This window comes from Stenomitos rutilans (assembly GCF_059505485.1).
Genome location: NZ_JCACKR010000044.1, coordinates 85,265 through 106,130, shown reverse-complemented (window position 1 = coordinate 106,130; position 20,866 = coordinate 85,265). Strand labels below are relative to the sequence as shown.

Here is a 20,866-nt window from a genome sequence, read left to right as displayed (position 1 = left end):
CGATTGCAGAAGCAACCGTACACATAACATAACGAAATTCACAAGACTTGTAAAGGGTTTGTTACGATAATTTTTTGATCGCACAGTCAAAACCTTTAAACCTCGCTGTGTCGATCGTGCAACTGTTTTCGCAAACGCAAGGAGAATGAACCTTTGAGAGTGTTAGCCCCGATTGTGTGAAAGTAATTAGTCCTCAGTGAGCATGTGAGCATTCACTTTGAGAATTAGCAATATTTCTCAATTTTCGTCTAACTCATATTAGGTACGAACAGCGTCAACTGAAGGCGAATTTTATCTTTCGGTGCTACCTGTTGCTGCTTCGCTTTCAACGCCCCACTCTCCGCCATGCGTCAAGACAGACTCCCACTCTTCAGCCGATAGGGGTTCTACCTGAAAAGTAGCTCCAAAGCACCCTTCCGCTGCTACCGTCAAAGCGTTGATTACAGTGTCAAACAGCGCTTCTGGTGGTAATGCCAACGAAAGAAGCGGTTGCTTTGGTACCACGCTAAAAACTTGTTGATGTAAGGCAGGATCAGTGCAAAGGCGCATCGAGCCATGCTGTAAGGCTCCTGAACCACGACGCAGTTGAGCACTGCCAATAAGCTTAGACCCATCTGCTAGGACGAGATCTGCACCCGTTGCAGTGCTGAAGCAGTTAGGGTTGTGGATGTAGCTTCGCCCAACCTGCCCATATTGCAACTCGACACCCAGCGATCGCCAACCCTGGATCAAGAATTCGCAAATGCTTCGATACGCCTGCAACCGATTAATCGGCAAACCCGACATAACAACGGCATAGGTTAAATCTCCCTGATGGAGGACTGCACGGCCCCCTGTTGGTCGTCGTATCAATGACAGTGGTTCACCTTGCCAGGTCAAATGTTGCCAATGCCCTGGCCAATGATGCTGATGGTAGCCCAACGAAATTGCAGCAGGCTTCCAGGTATAAAAGCGCAGTGTTGACGGCTGCTTCCCTTGCAGGTGCTGGGCTAACAACCAGGAGTCTAGCGCCATTTGAACACTCCCTGGCGCGTTCAGAGGTGGAATGATCCGCCAGGTTTGCATAAGAGCCACATGGGTGCAAGAACACTCGAAAGGCAGAAACACGCTGAATGCACGGGTGATGCTGTCCTCTGCTTTCCAGCTTCTAGCTCATTCTAAAAACTGGCAACCGACCACGGTTCAGGTTTAGCTTGCGCCAAACTCGGCTTGAAGCGGTTCATCTTGCTCGTCGGCGATCGTTGCAACGAGGGTAATTGCACGTGAAATCTCACCAGGAGAGAGATCAGCCAGCGATCGTGCCGACAACACGACAACATCATTCTGCAAAATCGCGAAGCGAGCTTCTAACGTTCCAGACCAGTTCAACTCAAGCAACTTGCGAGTGAGCTTAGCTTCATCTTTTGCTGGCAGCTTCAAAACGGTTGACCAAGCACTGATGGTGTCTTCATTAGAAAGCCCAGTTAGTTGAACAAACACCTCAACTGTGCCGTACTTGAATTTCCAAATGTAGCCGCCATCAATCGTGCTAACCATCGCGGTGTTGTCGCTATCCAAACTGTCAATCACCGTCTCAATGACATCCACAATATTTGTAGCAGTGATGCTGTCAGTTCTAGAATTGACGACATCTTCATCCGCTGGGGTCTGAGGAGAAGTAGTGGAGCTTGGTTGGGAGGTTGTCATAGAAAGTTCTGTGCAATCACATGGGTAAGCGTTAAACGTAGAGTTGCAGATCAACGCGCATCGATCTCTACCGTTATCTCACCAGTATGGCATTCTGAGTCTACCAGGATTTACGCAAAAACCATTTTGAGGGACGGATTTTTGAGTTTCCGACACAGGTAGTCATCAAGTAAACCGTGCTTGAGCTGATCAATCGATCGCCCATTTAGCAAGGGCATTGAGGCTGACCCAAACCAGAAAGGCACAACTGATATGGGTGCGTTGAATCCGTGCTTTACGGCACTGGCAAGCCTCTAACCCGGTTACCTGGTTGCCCTTGCGCTGCCATTGCTTGATCTTTCAGGATTTTTGCCAGCCAACTATGCCTTCTTCCTTGGCGTAAATCCTGAGATGTATCCAAAAAAAAGCCCAGACACAACGGCCTGAGCTTTTTGAATTATATTTTGAGACGATTGGCGGTAGTAACTGGCTCGATCGCCTGAGTCTCCCTAAAGACGCTCACACATGAAGCGCTCCACCTTGGTAGCAAATTAGTTGCGAGAAAAGCTATTGTTGCGACGACCACCGCCACCACCAAAGGAAGAACCTCTGTCTTCGCGGGGCTTCGCTTTGTTGACTTTCAAATCGCGACCCATCCACTCAGCACCGTCGAGTGCTTCAATGGCAGCCGCTTCTTCAGCGTCACTACCCATTTCAACGAACCCAAAGCCACGAGGGCGACCAGTCTCGCGATCGGTGGGCAATTGAACTCTTTTAACTGAACCATACTCTGCAAACACAGAACTCAGATCAGCTTCTGCAACGTCATAGGAGAGGTTGCCTACATAAATCGACATAGATTGGCTCCAAAATCAGAAGGTCGTAGAGAGTGAGATTTCGGAGAGAAGCCTGCCAATACAAAACGTGAAAAACTCGTCAAGACTAGAAACAAATTCTGCAACCGATTACTTATTCTCACTCGTTATCATAACACTGCCTTAAGTGTTTTCCTCCCTTACAGGTTGCGACACCGAAACAATACTTAACATTCAAATTGTACGTAGTTAACAAACGATCGAAGTCTATAGAAGGCTAGAGGCTAAAGGAGTTGATTGATTGTTGGTTGTTGGAAGAAAACTGACCGCTAGCGGCCGATCGCTCACAGAAGGATTAATGCATGATGAGTAGTACTTATCACATCCTACAAAATTCGGTGTGACTTCATTTTCATTCTTTAGCTTTGCAAAGCCGCTAGAACAACCTTGAGTAGGCTTATCCAGGATGGTGCTGCTTGAAGGACTGTGAACCGTCGCGCGAGTTGCAACAAGTTGCGATGACGAGCAAACCAAATAGGCAGGGGGAAACCCCGAAAGGGTGCTCGTAATACCGACTTCTGTGGGTGGTCAAAGAGGTAAGCATTGTGAACGACGCCACGACCAGAGGTAATATCTTGCAACGAATTGCCAGGAAAAGCACCCCAAGAAAAAATGGGTAGCGAAAAAAGGACGGCTGACCAGACGTTGATGCCGATCGCCCCATAGCGTAACTGCGCGATTGCGTCTTCCATCCCCTTTCCAAGCTGCTGCTCCGTCTGCGGATCGACCAAAAGCGTGCAGGATAAATTGCCCCAGACCTGTTCATTCACAAACGCGATTGCCTGTGACAAAAAGTCTTCTGCATCCGCAGCAGGTAGGCTAACTTCCGCCAACACACCACAAAAAGCTTCCTGGGTCAGCGCATACTCTCCTATTTGTGCAGGTACGTCTAGAATCAGCGTCCAGGGAAGCGTGTCGGTTGGGGTTCCTAACGCGATCGCCTGCGGATACCGCTCTAAAAACGCCTGATAGCGCTCCGATGCTCCAGGATAATAAGCTTTGCGGGCTGGCGTTTGGGCTAGCTCCTGCTGAAGTTTGGCTAAAAAGGCTTCTCGCTGTGTCCAGCCGTTTGCAGTGACGATAACTTTGGCGGCGGCACAGTTAAAGCTGGCGTTATGCGCGACCATCCCAGCAATATGTCGTGCTTGAAAGGCAAGGTCTGCCTCTGACCAGTGACCGGGTACGACAATCACTGGCGTGACGCATCCTAGTTCTGACGTGACGGGTTTTATGATGAGCGGCTGACGCGCTGCCTTGCGCTGGGCTTGTTCATCTGGCGTACTGCCCCAAACGATCGCATCATGAGTGTGATGGGAACCCGTGATATGAATGGTTTCGATCAGGGGATGCTGGCATAGATGCCGACCCAGTTCGGCACCACCATAGACAATCTCTAAAAAGCCATCCTGCCGTAGCGATCGAAACGCCTTCTCCAGAACCGCTCCCATGTAGGCATTTACGGGATTCATTTTGAGCAAGACGACTGCATCTTCTGCAAAAAGCTTGTAGAGAGCATCAAGCGGCGCGATCGACGAGACGTTTCCGGCTCCCAGCACGAGCGCTACTGTTCCAGCTTCTGGTTTTTGCCGATACACCCGTCCCTGGGTTGGTTCGTATTCTGGTTGTAGCCAGACTTCGCCCACAAAGCCCAGCCACAGTAAGCGCTCCATCCAGTTGGCGGGCAAGACTTGCGCGATCGTTTGATTCGCACGAGTTCGCAGTTTGACGGGCCGAGGTTGCCCTTTTGCCTCCAAAGCCACAATGAGCGATCGCAACGCGGCAACGGTTGCGGTGGGGCCTACAAACCATTCTTCCCCTGCCAACGGGCTTGCAGGATCAATGCTTTTCGCACGACAGGCGACGGCTGCCCAATCAGAGGCTACCGTCATCACATCATCCAGACAGTGTTGGAGATAGGTGATGCGATCAGTCAGGCTGATGTTTAACCAGGTATCCTTACGCTGATGCAGGCGAGCAGCGATCGCATCTGCCTGTTCCAGAGATGTTTCATCGATTGAAGGGAGTGGAGTATCAATCATAGGAAGTCATCGCCAGTAGAATAACGACAGCGGTGCCAGCGCCATTCAAGCTACCACGCTTCAGCCTCAGAGGAGATATTTGTGAATCAGCGGGAGATCAAAAAAGAAGCGAACCTTTTATACAAGACGGTGTTACCGCTCCTAGACCGAGAGGGGTTTGAAGCAGTATTCTTGACCGACCTGGCGACGATCGTACAGCTTTGTGGTCGCAGCAATGGGGCACTCACCGCCGATGAATTGCTGGCCTTTCTGGTGCTTTTTGCGCTGGTTAAGCAGGACGCACCGAAGCTTCGGTTGGCGCTTGAAGAGTGGGATCGTTCTTCAGAGGCAAGGCGGGATGCCGAAAAGACAACGGTGAAGCTATTGCTAGATCTGACGGCTTCCCAAAAACAACCCCCACAGTTAACCCTGCCATCTATGCTTAATGCGCTTGATCAGGAAAAGGGGACTCGCTACCTGGAGTCTGTGGTGAACGCGATCTATCGTTTTGCTCAAGCAATGGTGAAAGCCAATGGTACGGTGAGCATGCAAGAAATGGAGGCGCTGTCGCATATCTGGCAACTGCTGCACACGTATCGTCCTCTAGAAAATACGAAAGAAAATCTACCCGATCGCTTCTCCCTCCCGGTGCAAAACGTGGAAGAGGTGTTGGGTGAACTCAACCGTCTGGTGGGGATGGAAAACATTAAGACCGAAGTGAGAACACTCACGAATTTTTTGAGGGTGCAGCAGGCGCGATCGCAGCGCGGTATGACAAGAACACCCACTTCCCTACATTGCGTCTTCAGTGGCCCACCGGGAACGGGAAAAACAACTGTTGCAAGGCTGATGGGCAAAATTTTTAAGGAATTGGGCTTTCTCGAAAAAGGTCATCTGGTAGAAACCGATCGCGCGGGTATGGTGGCCTCTCACATTGGCGGCACGGCTGAAAAAGTAAATGCCCTGGTGAATTCAGCGCTAGACGGTGTGCTGTTTGTGGACGAAGCCTATGCGTTGAAACCGCCCAACTCGACTCAGGATTTTGGGCAGGAAGCGATCGATGTCCTGATCAAACGCATGGAAGACTATCGCAACCGTCTGGTGGTCATCGTAGCGGGCTACACCGACGAAATGGAAACGTTTATTGAATCCAATCCGGGGCTAAAATCGCGCTTTAACCGCTACTTTTACTTCAAAGACTACACGCCGGATGAACTGCTCGCCATTTTTCAAAAGCTGTGTCGTGACGGGCACTTCAAACCGACTGAGGCGACGAATCAAGCACTGTATACCTTGCTCAACACGTTGTACGATCGCCGCGATCGCACCTTTGGCAATGCTCGCCTGGTACGAAACCTCTTTGAGAAAACGATCGAGCAGCAAGCCAATCGCCTAGCAGTGATCACAACTTTGACAGATGAAGTCTTAACCACGCTGGAGCCTGAAGATATTCCGCCGATAGAAACGGTGGTGCCCAGGGAAGGAGAAGGCGCGGAGGGGGTGTAGGGGACAGGGTGTGGAGTGTAGAGCAGCATTTCATGGCAGACTGATCACATCGTCTACAGGTCTTCTCCTATGCCCCTCATCAACGTTCAAACCTCCATCTCTGAACCGGACAAAGCCAGTGTGGAAACTTTGCTCAAAGCCCTTTCGGCAAGTCTTGCAAAACATACAGGTAAGCCAGAATCCTATGTGATGACAGCCTTTAAGCCAGGTGTCAGCATGACCTTTGCTGGCACGCTGGAACCTGTTTGCTACGTTGAAGTGAAAAGTATTGGTAGCTTTACCCCTACCCAAACGCAAGCCATGAGTCAGGATTTTTCCCAGCAGATTGAGCAGGCGATCGCGGTACCCAAGCAACGGATCTACCTGGAATTTGCCGATGCCAAAGGCTATCTGTGGGGATGGAACGGAACGACGTTTGGGTAGATGTGTTTCGATTAGCGGTCAGTGGGCGGTAGAGAAGTTTTGAGTTTTGAGTTTTGAGTTTTGAGTTGAAGAGTGATCAGCAGTCAGTGATCAGTTGTCTTCTAATAATCAACCTCTTCTTGAGCGGTCAGCTTTTTTCTAATACATTTCCCTTTCATTGAGCTACAGATAAGGTACTCTAACCAGCGATACTACGTAGGTTTGGTCACTTAAAACTCAAAACTCAAAACTGGTATTAAAACCGTGTCTCGTATTCCACAACCGCGCGGCTATCTCCCGAAAAGTCGCTGGAACCGCGCAGCAGTAATTGATCATTCAAGCGATAGCGCAGACCAAATTGGGTCGGTTGGTTTGAGGTCAAGATTCTCAACACTGAAAGGGAAATACTGGGCGTGATGTCGAGGGCTGCCTCTGCACCCAAGCCGAGCGTTGAACCGCCGCTGCTCGTATCGCGTGCGCGATCGGGTCGTGTGACGGTGGGGAAAAGCCGAAACTCGCTCAGTCCGAGCGCATTGCCAATGACCCCCTGAATGTTACTGAGCAACGCAGACCCGGCCAGATTGGCAATACCCAGAGCCGTATCGCCTCGCCCTAATGTACTGACGAAACTCGCGCCCAAAAGGGACACAATCTCGGCTTCGCTGCGGGCGGGACTGCTGGTAAGTCTGAGATTATTCACCAACTGGCTGGCTGGCCCTTGCACCTGTGCTTGGATACGCACTGTTTGTAACGAACCATAGGCAGAGGCCGTTGTGAGGCTAGAGTCGTTGACTTCAGAGGAAATGGTTGAAGTGGGCAGGCGACTATTGGTGACTTCAGCAACCGAGGCAATCAGGCGTACATTGAGGTTGGGATCAAGCCCCTGTTTCTCAACAAATTCAGCCGTTTGGGGATAGCCACGAGCCAGCGTGAATTGAGTGGTGTACAGGTTGACTTGACCTGATTTGAGGCTAACCAGCCCTTTGGGGCGCAGGTCATCCAGTGGGCCGTTGATGGTAAGGCCACCTGTGGCGACAAAGCTTAGTAACGGGGCGCTTACCACCCGAACGCCATTGGCTAACGTAATGCTGAGATCATCAAAGGTGATGACGTTATTACCGCCAAACGTGCTCGTTGAGCCTGCGGTTGCTCCACCTGATGTCGCTCCACTGCCTGCACCTGCGTTGCCGCCCCCTGCACTGGTGAGCAGCACCTGTCCATTAGAAAGCTGAATAATACCGCTAATGATGGGATTGAGAGCCGAGCCGACCACTTGAACGTCTCCATCCACTCCACCCTGATACAGCCCTTTGAGACTGATGCCGACCTTGTTCAGGTTCACATTAAGGGGCGTTTGGCGATCGGGATCGTTGGCAGACAAGGCTGCAAAAATGGGCAGCACACCAGCCGCCGTGACATTGCCGCGCGTAAACTGCCCGGTGACATTATCCACCCGCAGTCGATCGCGATCAAACCGAATGGTGCCCGTTACGCCTTTTAGAGGTTCGGGCAGGGCGCGGGCTTGCAGAGTCGCATTTTCAAAGCTAGCGGTACCTGTTGCGATCGGTCGTCTGAGCGTACCCTGCACTTCAGCATTCACCTGACCTTTGCCATCGACCCAGGCAACCTGATTTTGGAGTAAGTTGAGTAGCGCCAGTCCTTCATTTTTGACATTCACGCTGAGCCGAATTTGATCATTATCGGGTTCAACCGAGGCAAACGGTAGTTTTTGCGGAATGCTGCCAGTGAGCGTAATCGGTTCATTGCCGCTAATCAACAGTCGGCTACCAAAGTTGAGACGAGCATTGCTATAGCCAAAGTTGCCCTGGGCTTGCTGAATGTCGGTGCCGTTTAACACTCCATCCGTCAGGCTTAACAGCCCCACCACTTGAGGATTATTCTGGCTACCCGTGATGGTTGCTGTAGCATTCAGGTTGCCTTGCACATTAAGCGGCAGGTTAAATAATTCGGTCAGACGATCGGCGGGAATATTCTCCATACGGAACTGGCCTGACTGCGCTGACCCACCCACCTGACCTGAAAATGTAACCAGGGATTGATCGGACTGGAATCGTAGGGGGAGAAGCGTCACAATGCCATTCTCAAAGCTGCCTCTTGCCACCACTCGCTTGGCGGAAAGCGCGCTGCCCCACTGCCAGTCTTGTCCCCGCAGGTTGAAGTTAGCGCTGATGCCTTTTCGCAACGATCCCGAAGCACTGATGGTGCCACTGAATGCCCCTTTGAGTTCGCTCAATTCGGGGAGCGGTGATGCTTGCTGACGGGCCGCTAGTTGCGCTTTCAGAGCTTGAATTTCAGCGATGCGGCGGATTTGAGTTAATAACGGTGTGCTGGCTAACTCTACGGGTACAGTCTCCAAATCAGCGGCTGTGCCGTAGGTGGGTAATGTTCCACCCCGCGCAAAGTCCGACAACTGAAAGTATTGCAGCAACTCCAGGACATCTTGAAGTTGCCCCTGCGGCACCGTCAACTGCGCTTGAAACTGCGGGTCTATACCAGCAAGCTTAGCGCTGGCATCCAGTTGAAAGCGGCTTTGTCCCCGACGTAGCTCAGCTCCAGAAAGGGTGGCAACACCGTTGGAGAGGCTAACCCGTCCACCGAATTGATCGGCGCGATAGGTGCCGATCGTCGGATTGGTCAAGGTGAATTGTCCGTTGGCGCTGAGCTGACTCAAATCGCCCGATCGCAAGCGGCTTAGATTCACTGCTACACTGCCATTGAGTTCACCCGATAGGGGAAAGAAGGCTGCCGTTGCAGGGGTATTCAAGAACGACAACGGAAAGCGTTCGGCATTGACCAGCAGCACATCGCCCCGTCGCCTCCCTGTTGCCACCGCTTGACCACGCCGAAGGTCAAACGTATTAATCTGGTAGGTTGAATCGAGCGTCAGCGCAATGCGGTCTTGCTGACCGACCAGATTTAACGCCACACCTCTTGCGACGCGCAGAGTTCCTCGCAGCGGCGATTCAAAGGCGGTACCATTGACGGCAAACTGGCGTAAGGTTACGCCCCCGTTGATGTTGGGATTGGTCAAATCACCCGTTAAGCGTCCCGCAAAGTCTACCCGTCCGGAGTAATCAACTGTTTTGGGAATGGGAAGCGCGATCGCCTGCAAGTTGTAGTTGGTCGTGCGGACGTTCAGATCCAGCGCTGTAATGGCTGGGGTGCCCGTCAGACGTGCGTAGATGTTTCCAGCGGCGCTAAAGCCCGGAGCGGTGGCGCGTTGCAGAACAACCTTTTGTCCATCCCAGGCAAACTGTGCATCGAGCGGTTCTGCAATGACCGAAACCCCTTGCGATAGTCGCGCCCGCCCCTGCGCACGCACGCTGGCTGGGCTGAAGTTAGACAACGATCCAGAAAGGGAAACGGCTCCGTTAAATAACCCTCGTAAGCCTGAAGAAAAACGACTGAGCTGCACTTGGGAGCCAGTCACCAGTGCCTGCCAACGTCCATTTGCGGCTCTTGCCTGAGCGCTGACCGTGCCGCCAGCCACCGCAAAGTTGGTATTCTGAAGCGTCGTCACGCCATTGGCGATGATGATTTCGCCTGAACCAGCATATTGCGCTTCGGGTGCCTGCCAGCGAACGAAGGTACGGGGATTGGTGGCCGTGCCTGTGACGATCGCCTGCGCATTCACGCGGCCGATCGCAACGGGCGACGCATTTCCCCCTGTATAGGCACTCGCGATCGGCTCACCCGGAATGCCAACTGCCCGGACATTAAACGCCAGTTGTACCGGATTGCTAAGTTTAACCCGGCCTGCTCCAGTGACTTGTCCACCTGCTGCCGGAGTAGCCTGTACATCGGCGATCGTCAGCGTTTGATTGGCAGTCGCCAGTTGAAATTTAGCGCTGTACTTACTGAGGTCAACACGATCGACCTTCCCTGGTTTCGTATTTCGAGCCACGCCCGTAATGACAGGCTGCTGCGTTGCTCCCGTGACCTTCAAATCTGCCAGTACTTCACCCGATGCGGGTACAGGTAGCTTCAACTGAAAGGTGTCTAGCACTTTAGCAATGCTGACAGGCTTCACCCGCGCTGTAAGGTTAAACCCTTGATCAAAATCCAGTGTGCCGCTTGCCTGAACGGGAATTTTGCTCTTACCAAACAGGGTTTCTGTATTCTCCAGGGTCAACAGCGTTCCTTGCAGTTGTAGCTCACCTTTTGCCTGCGTAAAGGTGTAGGGTACTTTGGGAATCGCCAGCGTTGCCCCTGTAAAGGTAGCAGTGCCCGATAGATAAGGCGTTTTTTGATTGGGGCGAATCTGTACAGCAATATTGCCGTTCGCCCGTCCGGCTGGCAAGTTGACCGGAAGTTTGACGAGGCGATCGATTTCCGTCAAGGCAAAATTCTGCCCCTGTACCTGTAAATTTGTCTGCGACGGCGATCGCAGCGTTTCGCCATTGAGCTTTAACTGACCGCCTGTATCTGATTGCCCTGAGAGTTCGTAGGTAATGCGTTGATTTTGGTCAAAAAAGCTAGCGCTACCGTTCAGTTGAGACAGATTAACCGGAACAGCCTTGCCTCCCGTTTTACCCGCTGCCACCAACACCGCTCTCGCATCTTTAAAGCGAATTGCTTGCAGTTCAGTTTTGACAGGCCCTTTGCTCTCTTCATCTGAGATTTGCACCGAAATCCAGGTGCCATCGGGTGCCTGCTCAAGATACAGTTCTGGCTTGTCCAGTGTGATATCCAGATTCAGATTGCGAGTGAGCAGTAACCGAATCGGGTTAAACGCGACATCGACGGCTTGAACGGTCGCGCGATCGGGATCGGTGGCCGTTGCGGGTACCGATGAAGCCCCAAAGCGCAAACTGGTGAGCGAAAAGCGCTCAACCCGACCTAATTTCACCGGGCGCTTCAGCGATTCACTTAAGTTTGACTCTACCAGTGGAGCCAGCTTTTCGTTGACAAACACCCAGCTGTACCAAGCACCTCCTGCCACGCCAGCCAGCGCTACAACACCTAAAGGAATCCCAACTCGTCTCAGTAAACGCGATCGTGAGCGCCTGCTAGAACCTGAACCAGGGTCGTTATCGGGGCTTGGCAAGTTCGTCATTTGTGGGGGAGGGGTGACTACTGGAGCCAATATACTGCTTACACTTGCGAATCTCTCATACTCTCGCAACTTTTAAATTAAAAATTTTGGCGCAGTAGGAGTCAGCGGTCAGAAGTCAGTTTTTGCCTTTTGCCTTTTACTCTTTACCTTCATCTCTCATCCTTCTGCCTCCCCCGACCCCTGCCTCCCCCGTTCCCTTTGCTCCCCCTATTCCTTTCTGCTCTGCCCCTACCCCTCACCCGTCACTCGCTCAAATCGGTAGAATGATAAAAACCGATCGAGGGCAAATGCCATGATTCCTACCGTCATTGAGCAATCTGGTCGGGGCGAACGTGCCTTTGACATTTACTCGCGGCTGCTGCGAGAGCGGATTGTGTTTTTGGGACAGCAAATTGATGCCGACCTGGCAAATTTGATTGTGGCTCAGTTGCTCTTTCTGGATGCTGAAGATCCGGAAAAAGATATCTATCTGTACATCAACTCTCCCGGTGGCTCTGTCTCAGCAGGCATGGGTATTTACGATACGCTGCGGCATATTCGCCCCGATGTCTCGACGATTTGCGTTGGGTTAGCTGCTAGTATGGGCGCGTTTTTGCTGAGCGCTGGTACCAAAGGTAAGCGGATGAGTCTACCTCACTCGCGGATTATGATTCACCAACCGCTGGGTGGCGCCCAGGGCCAAGCAACCGACATTGAGATTCAGGCGAAAGAAATCCTGTACCACAAGCAGCGGTTGAATGAAATGCTGGCAGAGCATACAGGTCAGCCGATCGAACGCATTGAAGAAGATACCGAACGCGACTTTTTTATGTCTTCCGAAGAAGCAAAGGAGTACGGGTTGGTTGATCAGGTGATCGATCGCCGTCCGTCTGCCACTCGTCCGGCTGTTTTGAAGTAGAGCGATCAGCGGTCAGCGATCAGCCGAACGAGGCTTTAGAGATTATTGTTTGGGATGATGTCACAAAATAGCATCTCTGTAGAGTGCGGCTTTGCGATCGCGCTTTCTCTAAATGCTGAAGACTGACTGCTGACCGCTAACTTCAGCTATTGAGATGTACCTGCTTGCCCCTGACGTTGAGCACGGGTAGCTTTTATCATGTCTTGAATTTTGGTCTTTTGCTCTGGTGTCAGGTCGAGACTTGCTATTGCCTCGCGCATTCTTACGCCCTGTTGCAGTTTTGCCTGGAGTTGCTGCGACTGTTCAGGAGTTAGCACCGCTTCAATCTGCTTACGCATGGCTTCGCGTCGCTGTGCCCGTTCTGGCGATCGAGCCTTATCTGATGGTGCCGCACCGGATGACATCGTATCTGTCTGGGGTGATTCTGACGCATTGGGCTGGGAGCATGCAGAGACGCCGCCAATAAGGAGCATCCCTAGAAGCATTGTGGTCGCGGTCGATCGTTTCATGAAATCACCATCTGTTGAGAGTTCTCACGACGTTAGACGGTTGATGTGCGATGGTGGTTCATGTCAATCATTGGGAGTGAGCGCTCTAGACTTTTTTGCAACCACGATCGTTCAGGCAAAGCCATTGTGTCAAAATGAGGCAACTGTAGTCTTAGACGCATGTCAAATGGATTAGAGCAGGCTGAGGCTGCGTTTGAGCAAGGCGATTGGTGTCTGGTACATCAATGTTTGCAGCAATGGTTGGTTGATCGCACCGCCGCAGAGCTTTCCAACCGCACATCAGAGCGTGCCTTAGAGCTGGCGATCGCCATCCTTGAAGCAGGCGACTTTCAAGAGCGATGGGATATTGCTAAACTGCTGCCTGCCTTTGGGGATCAGGCCATTGATCCCCTAATTGCCCTGCTTCGAGATGATGAAACTGATGCAGATGCGTGTTGGTTTGCAGCCCGTGCGCTGGGTGCTTATCCCCAGCCGAACGTCGTTACAGCGTTGCTGGCACTGCTGCAAACCACCGACCAGGATGAATTGAGAAGCATTGCGGCTGAAGCCCTGGCGCATATCGGTAGTCCAGTGATTGCGGCATTGACAGAGATGCTGGCACAGGACGACACTCGCCTGTTCGCGGTGCAATCGCTGGCGATCATTCGTCGCACAGAAACCATTGATCCGCTTCTTAGTGTGGTGGGTGATCCCAATCCAACTATACGGGCGATCGCGCTCGGCGCACTGGGCAGTTTTCATGATCCCCGCACACCACCCGTACTCATCCAGGGGCTACAGGATCAAAACGCAATGGTCAAACAAGTAGCGGTCGAAGAACTGGGCTTTTGCAACGATTCCGCCCTTCAGTCCGACCTCGTTAGCTTGCTGTCAGGGTGTCTTCAGGATCAGGATGCAGCGGTACGTCAGGCAGCCACGATCGCCCTCGGACGGTTAGGCTCTGATGCAGCCGCAGATGCCCTCTTTGGAGTGCTAAAGGCTCCACAGACTTCAGTGCTGTTGCAAACCGAGATCATTTGGGCATTCCATCGCATTGGCACAACGATCGCGCTGAACTATCTACGACAAACCCTGCATCAATTCAACCAGCCTGCCTCCCTGCCGCTTTATCAAACCGTTCTCACCGCGATCGGACGTTGGGAAACCGACGATGCCAAGCCTCAAGCGGCTCAAATGTTAGCGGAGGCACTGGCAATCCCTTTTGTGGTTGAGCAACCGATGCTGAAGCAGGCGATCGCCAACGGTCTGGGCGCACTGAGCCAATTAGAGACGCTCGAAACCCTGATACAGCTTTTAGCGAGTGAAGAAATGAGTGTACGACTCCATGCGATCGCTGCCCTCAAAGCCCTGGATGCAACCACGGCTCACCAACGGCTCAAAAGCCTGGTCAACCGCTCTGATGTGCCAGAAGCCCTTAAGCAGGGAGCGGCGATCGCGCTTCAGGAATGGTAGCCATTGATGACAGTTGGCAACCCTCAGCTAGCAACCAACCACTAGCAACCAACAACTCCTTTACTCACACCCTTGCACGGACACTGTACAATGCGGCAAACTGACGCTAGTCGATACACTGACTGATTCTGCCTGTGCCAGCCTGCCCTTGGCACTCTCCTTATTCATCCAAGCTGACAATTCATGCTGCTGCCGAATACCCAACGCCGAACAAAGATTGTTGCCACCATTGGCCCAGCGACCAGTAGCCCGGAGGCTCTACGTGACCTGATTGAGGCCGGAGCCACAACCTTGCGCCTTAATTTCTCCCACGGAACGCATGAGGATCACCAGCGTAGTATTCGCCTGATCCGCCAAACCTCCTTTGAATTAAATCAGCCTGTAGGCATCCTCCAGGATTTGCAAGGCCCCAAAATTCGGTTGGGTCGGTTTGGAAATGGGTCGATTATTCTCAACAAAGGCGATCGCTTTACCCTGACCAGCAAGCTTCTAGAAGGCACTCAAACCATTAGCTCCATCACCTATGAACCGCTAGCAGATGAGGTGCCTGAAGGATCGGTCATTTTGCTGGATGATGGCAAGGTGGAAATGTTTGTGGAGAAGGTCGATCGGGCCGCACGCGAACTTCACTGTGTCACGGTGGTTGGCGGAGCGCTCTCCAACAACAAAGGGGTGAATTTTCCCGGCGTTTACCTGTCGATCAAAGCGCTCACTGACAAAGATCGCAAAGACCTGACCTTTGGGCTAGATCAGGGTGTAGATTGGGTGGCCCTCAGCTTTGTCCGCAACCCGCAGGATGTGCTGGAAATTAAAGAACTGATTTCCAGTGCGGGTAAAAACGTCCCGGTCATCGTCAAGATCGAGAAGCACGAAGCGATCGAAGAAATGGAGTCCATTCTCTCCATTAGTGATGGGGTCATGGTGGCGCGGGGCGACCTGGGTGTGGAACTGCCCGCCGAAGATGTGCCCGTGTTGCAAAAGCGGTTGATTGCGACAGCAAATCGGATGGGCATTCCGGTTATTACCGCGACACAGATGCTCGACAGCATGGTGCATAGCCCTCGCCCAACCCGCGCAGAAATTTCGGACGTGGCAAATGCCATTATCGACGGCACAGATGCGGTGATGCTGTCTAACGAAACGGCAGTAGGCAAGCATCCCGTTGAAGCGGTCGCAACGATGGCACGGATCGCCGTGCGGATTGAGCAGGAAAATTGGAAGCAGACGATCGAGGATCGAGGGCGATCGATCCCCAATGCGATTAGCCATGCCGTGAGCCAAATTGCCGACCAACTCGATGCAGCGGCCATCATGACGTTGACCAAAACCGGAGCGACGGCACGCAATGTCTCTAAATTCCGTTCTACGAAACCGATTCTAGCTATCACGCCGCATGTGGATGTCGCGCGGCAGCTTCAGCTTGTGTGGGGCGTAAAGCCTCTGCTGGTGCTTGATTTACCGTCCACCGGGCAAACCTTCCAGGCCGCGCTGAATGTGGCACAGGAAAAGGAGCTTCTCTGCGAGGGTGATCTGGTCGTGATGACGGCTGGCACGCTACAAGGGGTTTCTGGCTCGACCGATTTAATTAAGGTGGAAGTAGTCACTGCCGTGCGGGGTAAGGGTGTCGGCATTGGTCAGGGCATGGTGAGCGGCAAGGCACGGGTCATCCACAGCAGTGCTGACATCAGCCACTTCAGTCCTGGCGAGATTTTGATCGCGCAGCATACAGGCGCTGAGTTAATTGAAGCGATTCGGAAAGCCGCTGGCATTATTGCCGAAGAAGGTAGTTTGACCAGCCACGCCGCCGCGATCGGGCTACGACTGGGCATTCCCGCGATCGTGGGCGTGAAAAACGCCACCTCCGCCATTCGGAACGGAGACATCATCACACTTGACTTGCAACGAGGCTTGGTCTACTCCGGTGCGAGCATTCCCAATCAGGTAGAATCGGCGCTACCCGTTTAGTGGGAAAAGCAGGGGGCAGAGGGCAGAAGCTGACCGCTGATAGCTGACCGCTCAAAACGCTTTCTTCACTTTCCCCACGTCCCCGGCATCTTCCATCCTACTGTCATCCCACTGTCATCGCGCCTTAATTCGCCCAATCTTTTGCCCAGTGGAGCGTCTTGTGGACTTGTTCCAACGTTGCGGCTTCACAGTACAGGCGTAGTACAGGCTCAGTGCCACTAAAGCGAATGAGCAGCCAGCTTTGGTCTGCCAGACGAAACTTGTACCCATCAACGGAGAGGCAGTCGATGACGGCTTGTCCGGCAATTTCGGTGGGCGGGCTGGTTTGCAGTTGGTCGAGCAACTTTGCCCGCACGTCCATTCCGGCAAGGGGAATATCAATGCGATCGTAGCTGGAGAAAAAGCCCGTCCGTTCCTGGAGCCTGCGATAGAGATCACTTAAATCGAGACTAGAGTGTACGATCGCCTCCAGCACATACAGCGCTGACAGCAGCGCATCGCGTTCGGGAATGTGATTGCCATAGCCAACACCGCCCGATTCTTCGCCGCCTAGCAGTACCTGCGTTTCTAACATGCGATCGGCGATGTACTTGTAGCCCACTGGAGTTTCAAAGACAGGCAAGCCATATAGGGCCGCCACTTTGGGCATGAGGTCAGACCCGCTGATAGTCTTGACCAGTTCGCCGTTAAAGCCACGATTGGCAACCAGATGTTCGATTAAAACGGGAATCAAGATTTGTGAGCTGAGAAAATTGGCTTGCCCATCCACTGCAGCGATGCGATCGCTGTCGCCATCAAACACCAACCCCACCGAAAGCCCTGTTGGGTGTTCCTGACGGTAGGCACGAATATGATCAAAAAAGTCCGTGAGGTAGCGTGGCAGTGGTTCGGGTGCGCCGCCGCCAAAGAGCGGATCGCGATCGCTGTGCAATTCTCGAATCGGCGTTTTGAGCAGCTTTTCTAGCCCACCTGCCGCTGCACCATGCATCACATCGGCAAATACAGTGAGCGTCCCTTGCTGAATCGCCTGACGAATCGCGGCAATATCGACCTTTGTTTCTAACCCCTGGCAGTAGCCTTCCCAGGGATCAAGGGTTTGCAGTACTCCTGGTGTGCCTGTGACCGTTTTGCCTTCTGCTAAAAGGGCTTCAATCTGCTGCGTGACCGACGGTGGAACTGAGCCACCAAAGGCACCTTTCACCTTCAAGCCAGAGTAACGACCGGGATTGTGGCTGGCTGTAATCACCAGGGCACCGAGGGCACTGTATTGCTTGGCAGCCCAGCTAAATGCAGGCGTTGGGGCATATCCGTCGGATAGCAACACATCAAAACCAGCGTCTCTCACCGCTTCTGCCGTCGCCAGGGCAAAGTCTTCAGAGAGGAAGCGGCGATCGTACCCCACAATGACCAGTTTATTTGCGGCGGTGGTGCCATAGACATTTGCCAGAACCTGTGCGGCTAACGGTGCCACCTGCGTCAGGCGATCGAACGTAAAATCGGCGGCAATCAGTCCGCGCCAACCATCTGTACCAAACTTGATCGGAGTGGAGCTAACCGACGTTGGAGAGGGGTGATTCATGAACGGGACAGCCTTACGTGCTTTCGATTCTTGCCCTTCGAGTGTATGCGGAGAACTACTCCTTCAGCTACCCTCTAGCCCTGCAAAAAAAGATCTCTGCTAGCGGCAATACAACCGATGGCTGTCGCTTTCAGCATCACGCTTCACAATTTACTGCTACCACAGCTTTATAAAACCTTTACAGAACAGCTTTCATCGCTCAAAACAGCATGAAGAATGAGCCAACACCCCGGTTGCTGCCTTTGCTCCGCTTATAGCAAAAGGCAAAAGGTAAAAGGTTAGGACTTACGCATTTGGCCCCCCAACTCTCAATTCTGGGGGCTTTAATTGGCTCGGTTCCCCCTTTCTTGTAGCTTGCTTCCCAAAGGGTATGCCCAAAGGGCTATGAGTTAGGGGCTAGGCAGTGCTTTAAAGCTTCAATCGTTTCATTGCTGATAGCTTCTGCCCCCTAAATCCCCCAATGCTGGGGGACTTTGAAGCTGGTTTGTAAGCCCTCAAATTTGGGGGTTGGGGGCTTCCGGGGGCTCTAAAGCACGCCCTAGGGAGCGAAAGATGACCGCTTTTGCGTAATTCCTAAAGGTAAAAGGCTGATAGCTGACCGCTAATAGCTGACCGCTGACCGCTCTTTAACTCAAAACTTCTCCGCTAACCGCTGACCGCTAACCCAACCTTCTGCATCTTCCCTCCCATACCTTTAAGGGCATGCTTAAAACTGATAGGTAAGGCTGAAATAGAAGCCTTCATCCTGGGCATCATTGCCCCGATCGCGCAAGTCTACAAACGGAATGGCATAGTCAAGCCGTAGATTGAGGCGCGGCAGCGGTTGCCAGAGCAGTCCTAAGCCGAGCGCGGCGAGAAAACGCTGCGACGGAAGTGGGTTTGGGTTGTCTGACTGATTCCAGATCGTGCCCATATCAAAAAACGGTGCGAGCTGAAAGGTGGGTAATCCGGCTTCATCCCGTCCCAGCGTGATTCGATCTTCAATCGAGAAGCGAAAGCCATTGTCACCAGAGCGTGCGTTTTGACGGTAGCCCCGCAGCGATTGCCCACCTCCAATGACAAACTGTTGGGATGGCAAGAGACTATCAGGTGTGAGCTGCAAATCGAGTTGACCAATGATCAGATTGTTATTCCCCAACCGCTGTACCCGTTGCGCCTGTCCCTGCCAGCTAAAGAATCGGCCATCTGGCGTGGGCGAATCATTTTCGGTAGCGTTGAGAATGCCCAGTCCCAGGTTGAACTGCGATCGAAAGGCCCAGGCTCCCTGTGGATCACGCCTCACATAGTCTTGCCCAAGCCTGAGGACGCGTGTTTTGCTGTTGCCATCGGCATCAGGGCCGATGCCAAACGGAGTACCGATATCGTTAAAGAGAAAGGTCTGCCCATCTTGGATGGCAAACCCAACTGACAGCGCAAATTCCTCACGCGGTGTACGAATCAGTGGTTGGCGATAGCTCAACTCATAGAGGGTGGTCTTGCCGCGAATATCAAACACTGCAAAAGCAGGATCGACAATGCGGTTCTTGCTGGGCGCAATGCGAAGCTGCACCGTACCATTCATCGCATTAATTGGTGCAATGTAGTTAAAGTCGAAGGCATCTGACCCTCCACGCGTCGTACCGAAGTAGGAGGCCGAAAGCTGATCACCAATGCCTGTCAGGTTGCGATAGCTGATGGCTCCACCCAAACGAACGGCACCAACGCTTGGCGGTGAATAGTTATCTGTTTGCAATAAGCCGTCGATCGCCTTGGCTTCTGCTACCCGCACAATTAGAATGCTCTGTCCCAACTTCGTGCCTGGACGTAAACTCGCCTCTACGTTGGTGAACAATGGATCGGCTTTGAGCAAGCGCAACTGATCTTCTAACCGATCGCGGCTGAGCGGTGGCTGAGTGCCAAGTTGAATGCGGCTGCGAACGTAGTTGGGGTTTAAGCGCTGAGTGCCTTCAATATCGATGCGTTCCAGTGAACCCTCGACTACGCGAATCTGCACGATTCCATTAGTCACTGTCTGGTCTGCCAGAATCGCCCGTGAGGTAATGTAGCCCCGATCGAGGTAAAGCTGGGTAATGGCATCAGCCGCTTGTCTCAGTTGTTCTAACGTGACTTTGCGATTTTCTAAGGGTTTGGTAATTGGATCAAATTCTTTTGCACCCAGGATGGTGCTTCCCGTTACTTCGATACGGGTCACATCGAGCTGAGGGGACTGCTCTCCTGGCGCTGTTTCTGGTGGCGCGGATGGCGCGGGCGGCAAAATGGGCTGCTCTGGTATTGGCGGCGTTGGGGTGGGAGCAGGTTGAATCAGGCGATCGCGGTTTGGATCGGGTGACAATTGGCTAGGATCAGGAAGTAGGGGTGGCGTTGGATTCGGTGCCAGGGGTGGTGTTGGCCCTGAAGGCGGCGTTGGTACCTGTGCTACCAGAGCACTTGAATTGTTGACTGTAAAGGCTCTAGAGAGATCTACAGACGTGTTCGCCAGCACTTGTGTCGGCAAGAGCCAGAAAACGGTGCCCACGATCGAAACCCCACACTCAAAACTAAGACCCCTTCGTTGCATGTGTTACCCGTTCTTTTAAGGTTAGAGTTCTAGCAGTTAGAGAAAAATATCTGACTGCACCAGCCTACTCGATGGCGCAGGTACTTGATTAGAAATACTTCCTGCAAACAAATTTAAGGGTTAAGCCACACCCATCCCGCGCTCTTTTTCTCGGACAAGTCCACCGACGAGCAGCCTCAAGCCTAAAATGCCCCAATCATGTCAGGGTTTGACAGAACGAGATGCACCTTCTGACTTCGCTCCATCTGATTTAGCTCAGATTGGCTGCATAGAACCCCTTTGGCTTACAAATCTTTTCACAACACGAGCATAGGAAGCTTAGATGGGACGAATAAGTCTTTAAAGCAGTCAACGGTTAGTTTT

12 protein-coding genes and 1 pseudogene are annotated in these 20,866 nt (G+C 52.6%); 5 read left to right on the top strand and 8 right to left on the bottom strand.

All coding sequences use genetic code 11. From position 1 onward, the window contains the following. Nucleotides 1–291: 291 nt before the first annotated feature. The 4 genes from AC5JLP_RS07660 to AC5JLP_RS07645 form a co-directional block, all read right to left on the bottom strand. A complete protein-coding gene (locus AC5JLP_RS07660) occupies nucleotides 292–1,014 on the bottom strand; it encodes a lipoate--protein ligase family protein (protein WP_496067332.1) in 723 nt (240 codons plus the stop codon). Between the two features lie 174 nt (nucleotides 1,015–1,188). Continuing rightward, nucleotides 1,189–1,686 (bottom strand): YbjN domain-containing protein, encoded by a 498-nt coding sequence (locus tag AC5JLP_RS07655; RefSeq protein ID WP_496067331.1) that lies wholly within the window; start codon nucleotides 1,684–1,686, stop codon nucleotides 1,189–1,191. Between the two features lie 530 nt (nucleotides 1,687–2,216). After that, nucleotides 2,217–2,522, bottom strand: coding sequence for an RNA-binding regulator (gene rbp, locus AC5JLP_RS07650; RefSeq protein ID WP_496067330.1), 306 nt, complete (start codon nucleotides 2,520–2,522; stop codon nucleotides 2,217–2,219). A gap of 377 nt (nucleotides 2,523–2,899) precedes the next feature. After that, nucleotides 2,900–4,579 (bottom strand): aldehyde dehydrogenase family protein, encoded by a 1,680-nt coding sequence (locus tag AC5JLP_RS07645; RefSeq protein WP_496067329.1) that lies wholly within the window; start codon nucleotides 4,577–4,579, stop codon nucleotides 2,900–2,902. Nucleotides 4,580–4,660: 81 nt separating this feature from the next. On the opposite strand from AC5JLP_RS07645, the gene AC5JLP_RS07640 reads away from it, so the two are divergent. Continuing rightward, the gene (locus AC5JLP_RS07640) at nucleotides 4,661–6,064 is read left to right on the top strand and encodes an AAA family ATPase (RefSeq protein WP_496067328.1); all 1,404 of its coding nucleotides are present in this window, start codon (nucleotides 4,661–4,663) and stop codon (nucleotides 6,062–6,064) included. Nucleotides 6,065–6,133: 69 nt separating this feature from the next. After that, nucleotides 6,134–6,487 carry a phenylpyruvate tautomerase MIF-related protein gene (locus AC5JLP_RS07635; RefSeq protein ID WP_496067327.1) on the top strand — a complete coding sequence of 118 codons (354 nt, stop codon included), beginning with the start codon at nucleotides 6,134–6,136 and terminating at the stop codon, nucleotides 6,485–6,487. A gap of 235 nt (nucleotides 6,488–6,722) precedes the next feature. Here the strand turns inward: AC5JLP_RS07635 and AC5JLP_RS07630 are convergent, their stop codons facing one another. Next, nucleotides 6,723–11,543 carry a translocation/assembly module TamB domain-containing protein gene (locus AC5JLP_RS07630; protein WP_496067326.1) on the bottom strand — a complete coding sequence of 1,607 codons (4,821 nt, stop codon included), beginning with the start codon at nucleotides 11,541–11,543 and terminating at the stop codon, nucleotides 6,723–6,725. A gap of 280 nt (nucleotides 11,544–11,823) precedes the next feature. Between AC5JLP_RS07630 and clpP the strand changes: the two are divergent. Continuing rightward, nucleotides 11,824–12,441, top strand: a pseudogene (gene clpP, locus AC5JLP_RS07625) (ATP-dependent Clp endopeptidase proteolytic subunit ClpP); the annotation flags it as partial. 146 nt (nucleotides 12,442–12,587) lie between these two features. Here the strand turns inward: clpP and AC5JLP_RS07620 are convergent. Further along, entirely contained in the window at nucleotides 12,588–12,950 is a 363-nt protein-coding gene (locus tag AC5JLP_RS07620; protein ID WP_496067325.1) for a hypothetical protein, read from the bottom strand. A 159-nt stretch (nucleotides 12,951–13,109) separates the two neighbouring features. On the opposite strand from AC5JLP_RS07620, the gene AC5JLP_RS07615 reads away from it, so the two are divergent. After that, complete coding sequence (locus AC5JLP_RS07615) at nucleotides 13,110–14,402, top strand: HEAT repeat domain-containing protein (protein ID WP_496067324.1); 1,293 nt, start codon at nucleotides 13,110–13,112, stop codon at nucleotides 14,400–14,402. Nucleotides 14,403–14,585: 183 nt separating this feature from the next. Further along, nucleotides 14,586–16,367 (top strand): pyruvate kinase, encoded by a 1,782-nt coding sequence (gene pyk, locus AC5JLP_RS07610; protein ID WP_496067323.1) that lies wholly within the window; start codon nucleotides 14,586–14,588, stop codon nucleotides 16,365–16,367. Between the two features lie 124 nt (nucleotides 16,368–16,491). Here pyk and AC5JLP_RS07605 read toward each other — a convergent pair whose 3' ends face one another. Further along, nucleotides 16,492–17,946: a phosphoglucomutase/phosphomannomutase family protein gene (locus AC5JLP_RS07605; protein ID WP_496067322.1), complete on the bottom strand. Its 1,455-nt coding sequence runs from the start codon at nucleotides 17,944–17,946 to the stop codon at nucleotides 16,492–16,494. A 706-nt stretch (nucleotides 17,947–18,652) separates the two neighbouring features. Beyond that, nucleotides 18,653–20,503, bottom strand: a complete 1,851-nt coding sequence (locus AC5JLP_RS07600; RefSeq protein WP_496067321.1) for a ShlB/FhaC/HecB family hemolysin secretion/activation protein — start codon at nucleotides 20,501–20,503, stop codon at nucleotides 18,653–18,655. Between the last annotated feature and the right edge of the window lie 363 nt (nucleotides 20,504–20,866).

Bases quoted from the DNA above. Each gene is read 5' to 3' on its own strand.
- AC5JLP_RS07620 (WP_496067325.1), bottom strand. From the start codon at position 12,950: ATGAAACGATCGACCGCGACCACAATGCTTCTAGGGATGCTCCTTATT.
- AC5JLP_RS07605 (WP_496067322.1), bottom strand. From the start codon at position 17,946: ATGAATCACCCCTCTCCAACGTCGGTTAGCTCCACTCCGATCAAGTTT.
- rbp (WP_496067330.1), bottom strand. From the start codon at position 2,522: ATGTCGATTTATGTAGGCAACCTCTCCTATGACGTTGCAGAAGCTGAT.
- AC5JLP_RS07645 (WP_496067329.1), bottom strand. From the start codon at position 4,579: ATGATTGATACTCCACTCCCTTCAATCGATGAAACATCTCTGGAACAG.
- AC5JLP_RS07660 (WP_496067332.1), bottom strand. From the start codon at position 1,014: ATGGCGCTAGACTCCTGGTTGTTAGCCCAGCACCTGCAAGGGAAGCAG.
- AC5JLP_RS07630 (WP_496067326.1), bottom strand. From the start codon at position 11,543: ATGACGAACTTGCCAAGCCCCGATAACGACCCTGGTTCAGGTTCTAGC.
- pyk (WP_496067323.1), top strand. From the start codon at position 14,586: ATGCTGCTGCCGAATACCCAACGCCGAACAAAGATTGTTGCCACCATT.
- AC5JLP_RS07600 (WP_496067321.1), bottom strand. From the start codon at position 20,503: ATGCAACGAAGGGGTCTTAGTTTTGAGTGTGGGGTTTCGATCGTGGGC.
- AC5JLP_RS07615 (WP_496067324.1), top strand. From the start codon at position 13,110: ATGTCAAATGGATTAGAGCAGGCTGAGGCTGCGTTTGAGCAAGGCGAT.
- AC5JLP_RS07655 (WP_496067331.1), bottom strand. From the start codon at position 1,686: ATGACAACCTCCCAACCAAGCTCCACTACTTCTCCTCAGACCCCAGCG.
- AC5JLP_RS07635 (WP_496067327.1), top strand. From the start codon at position 6,134: ATGCCCCTCATCAACGTTCAAACCTCCATCTCTGAACCGGACAAAGCC.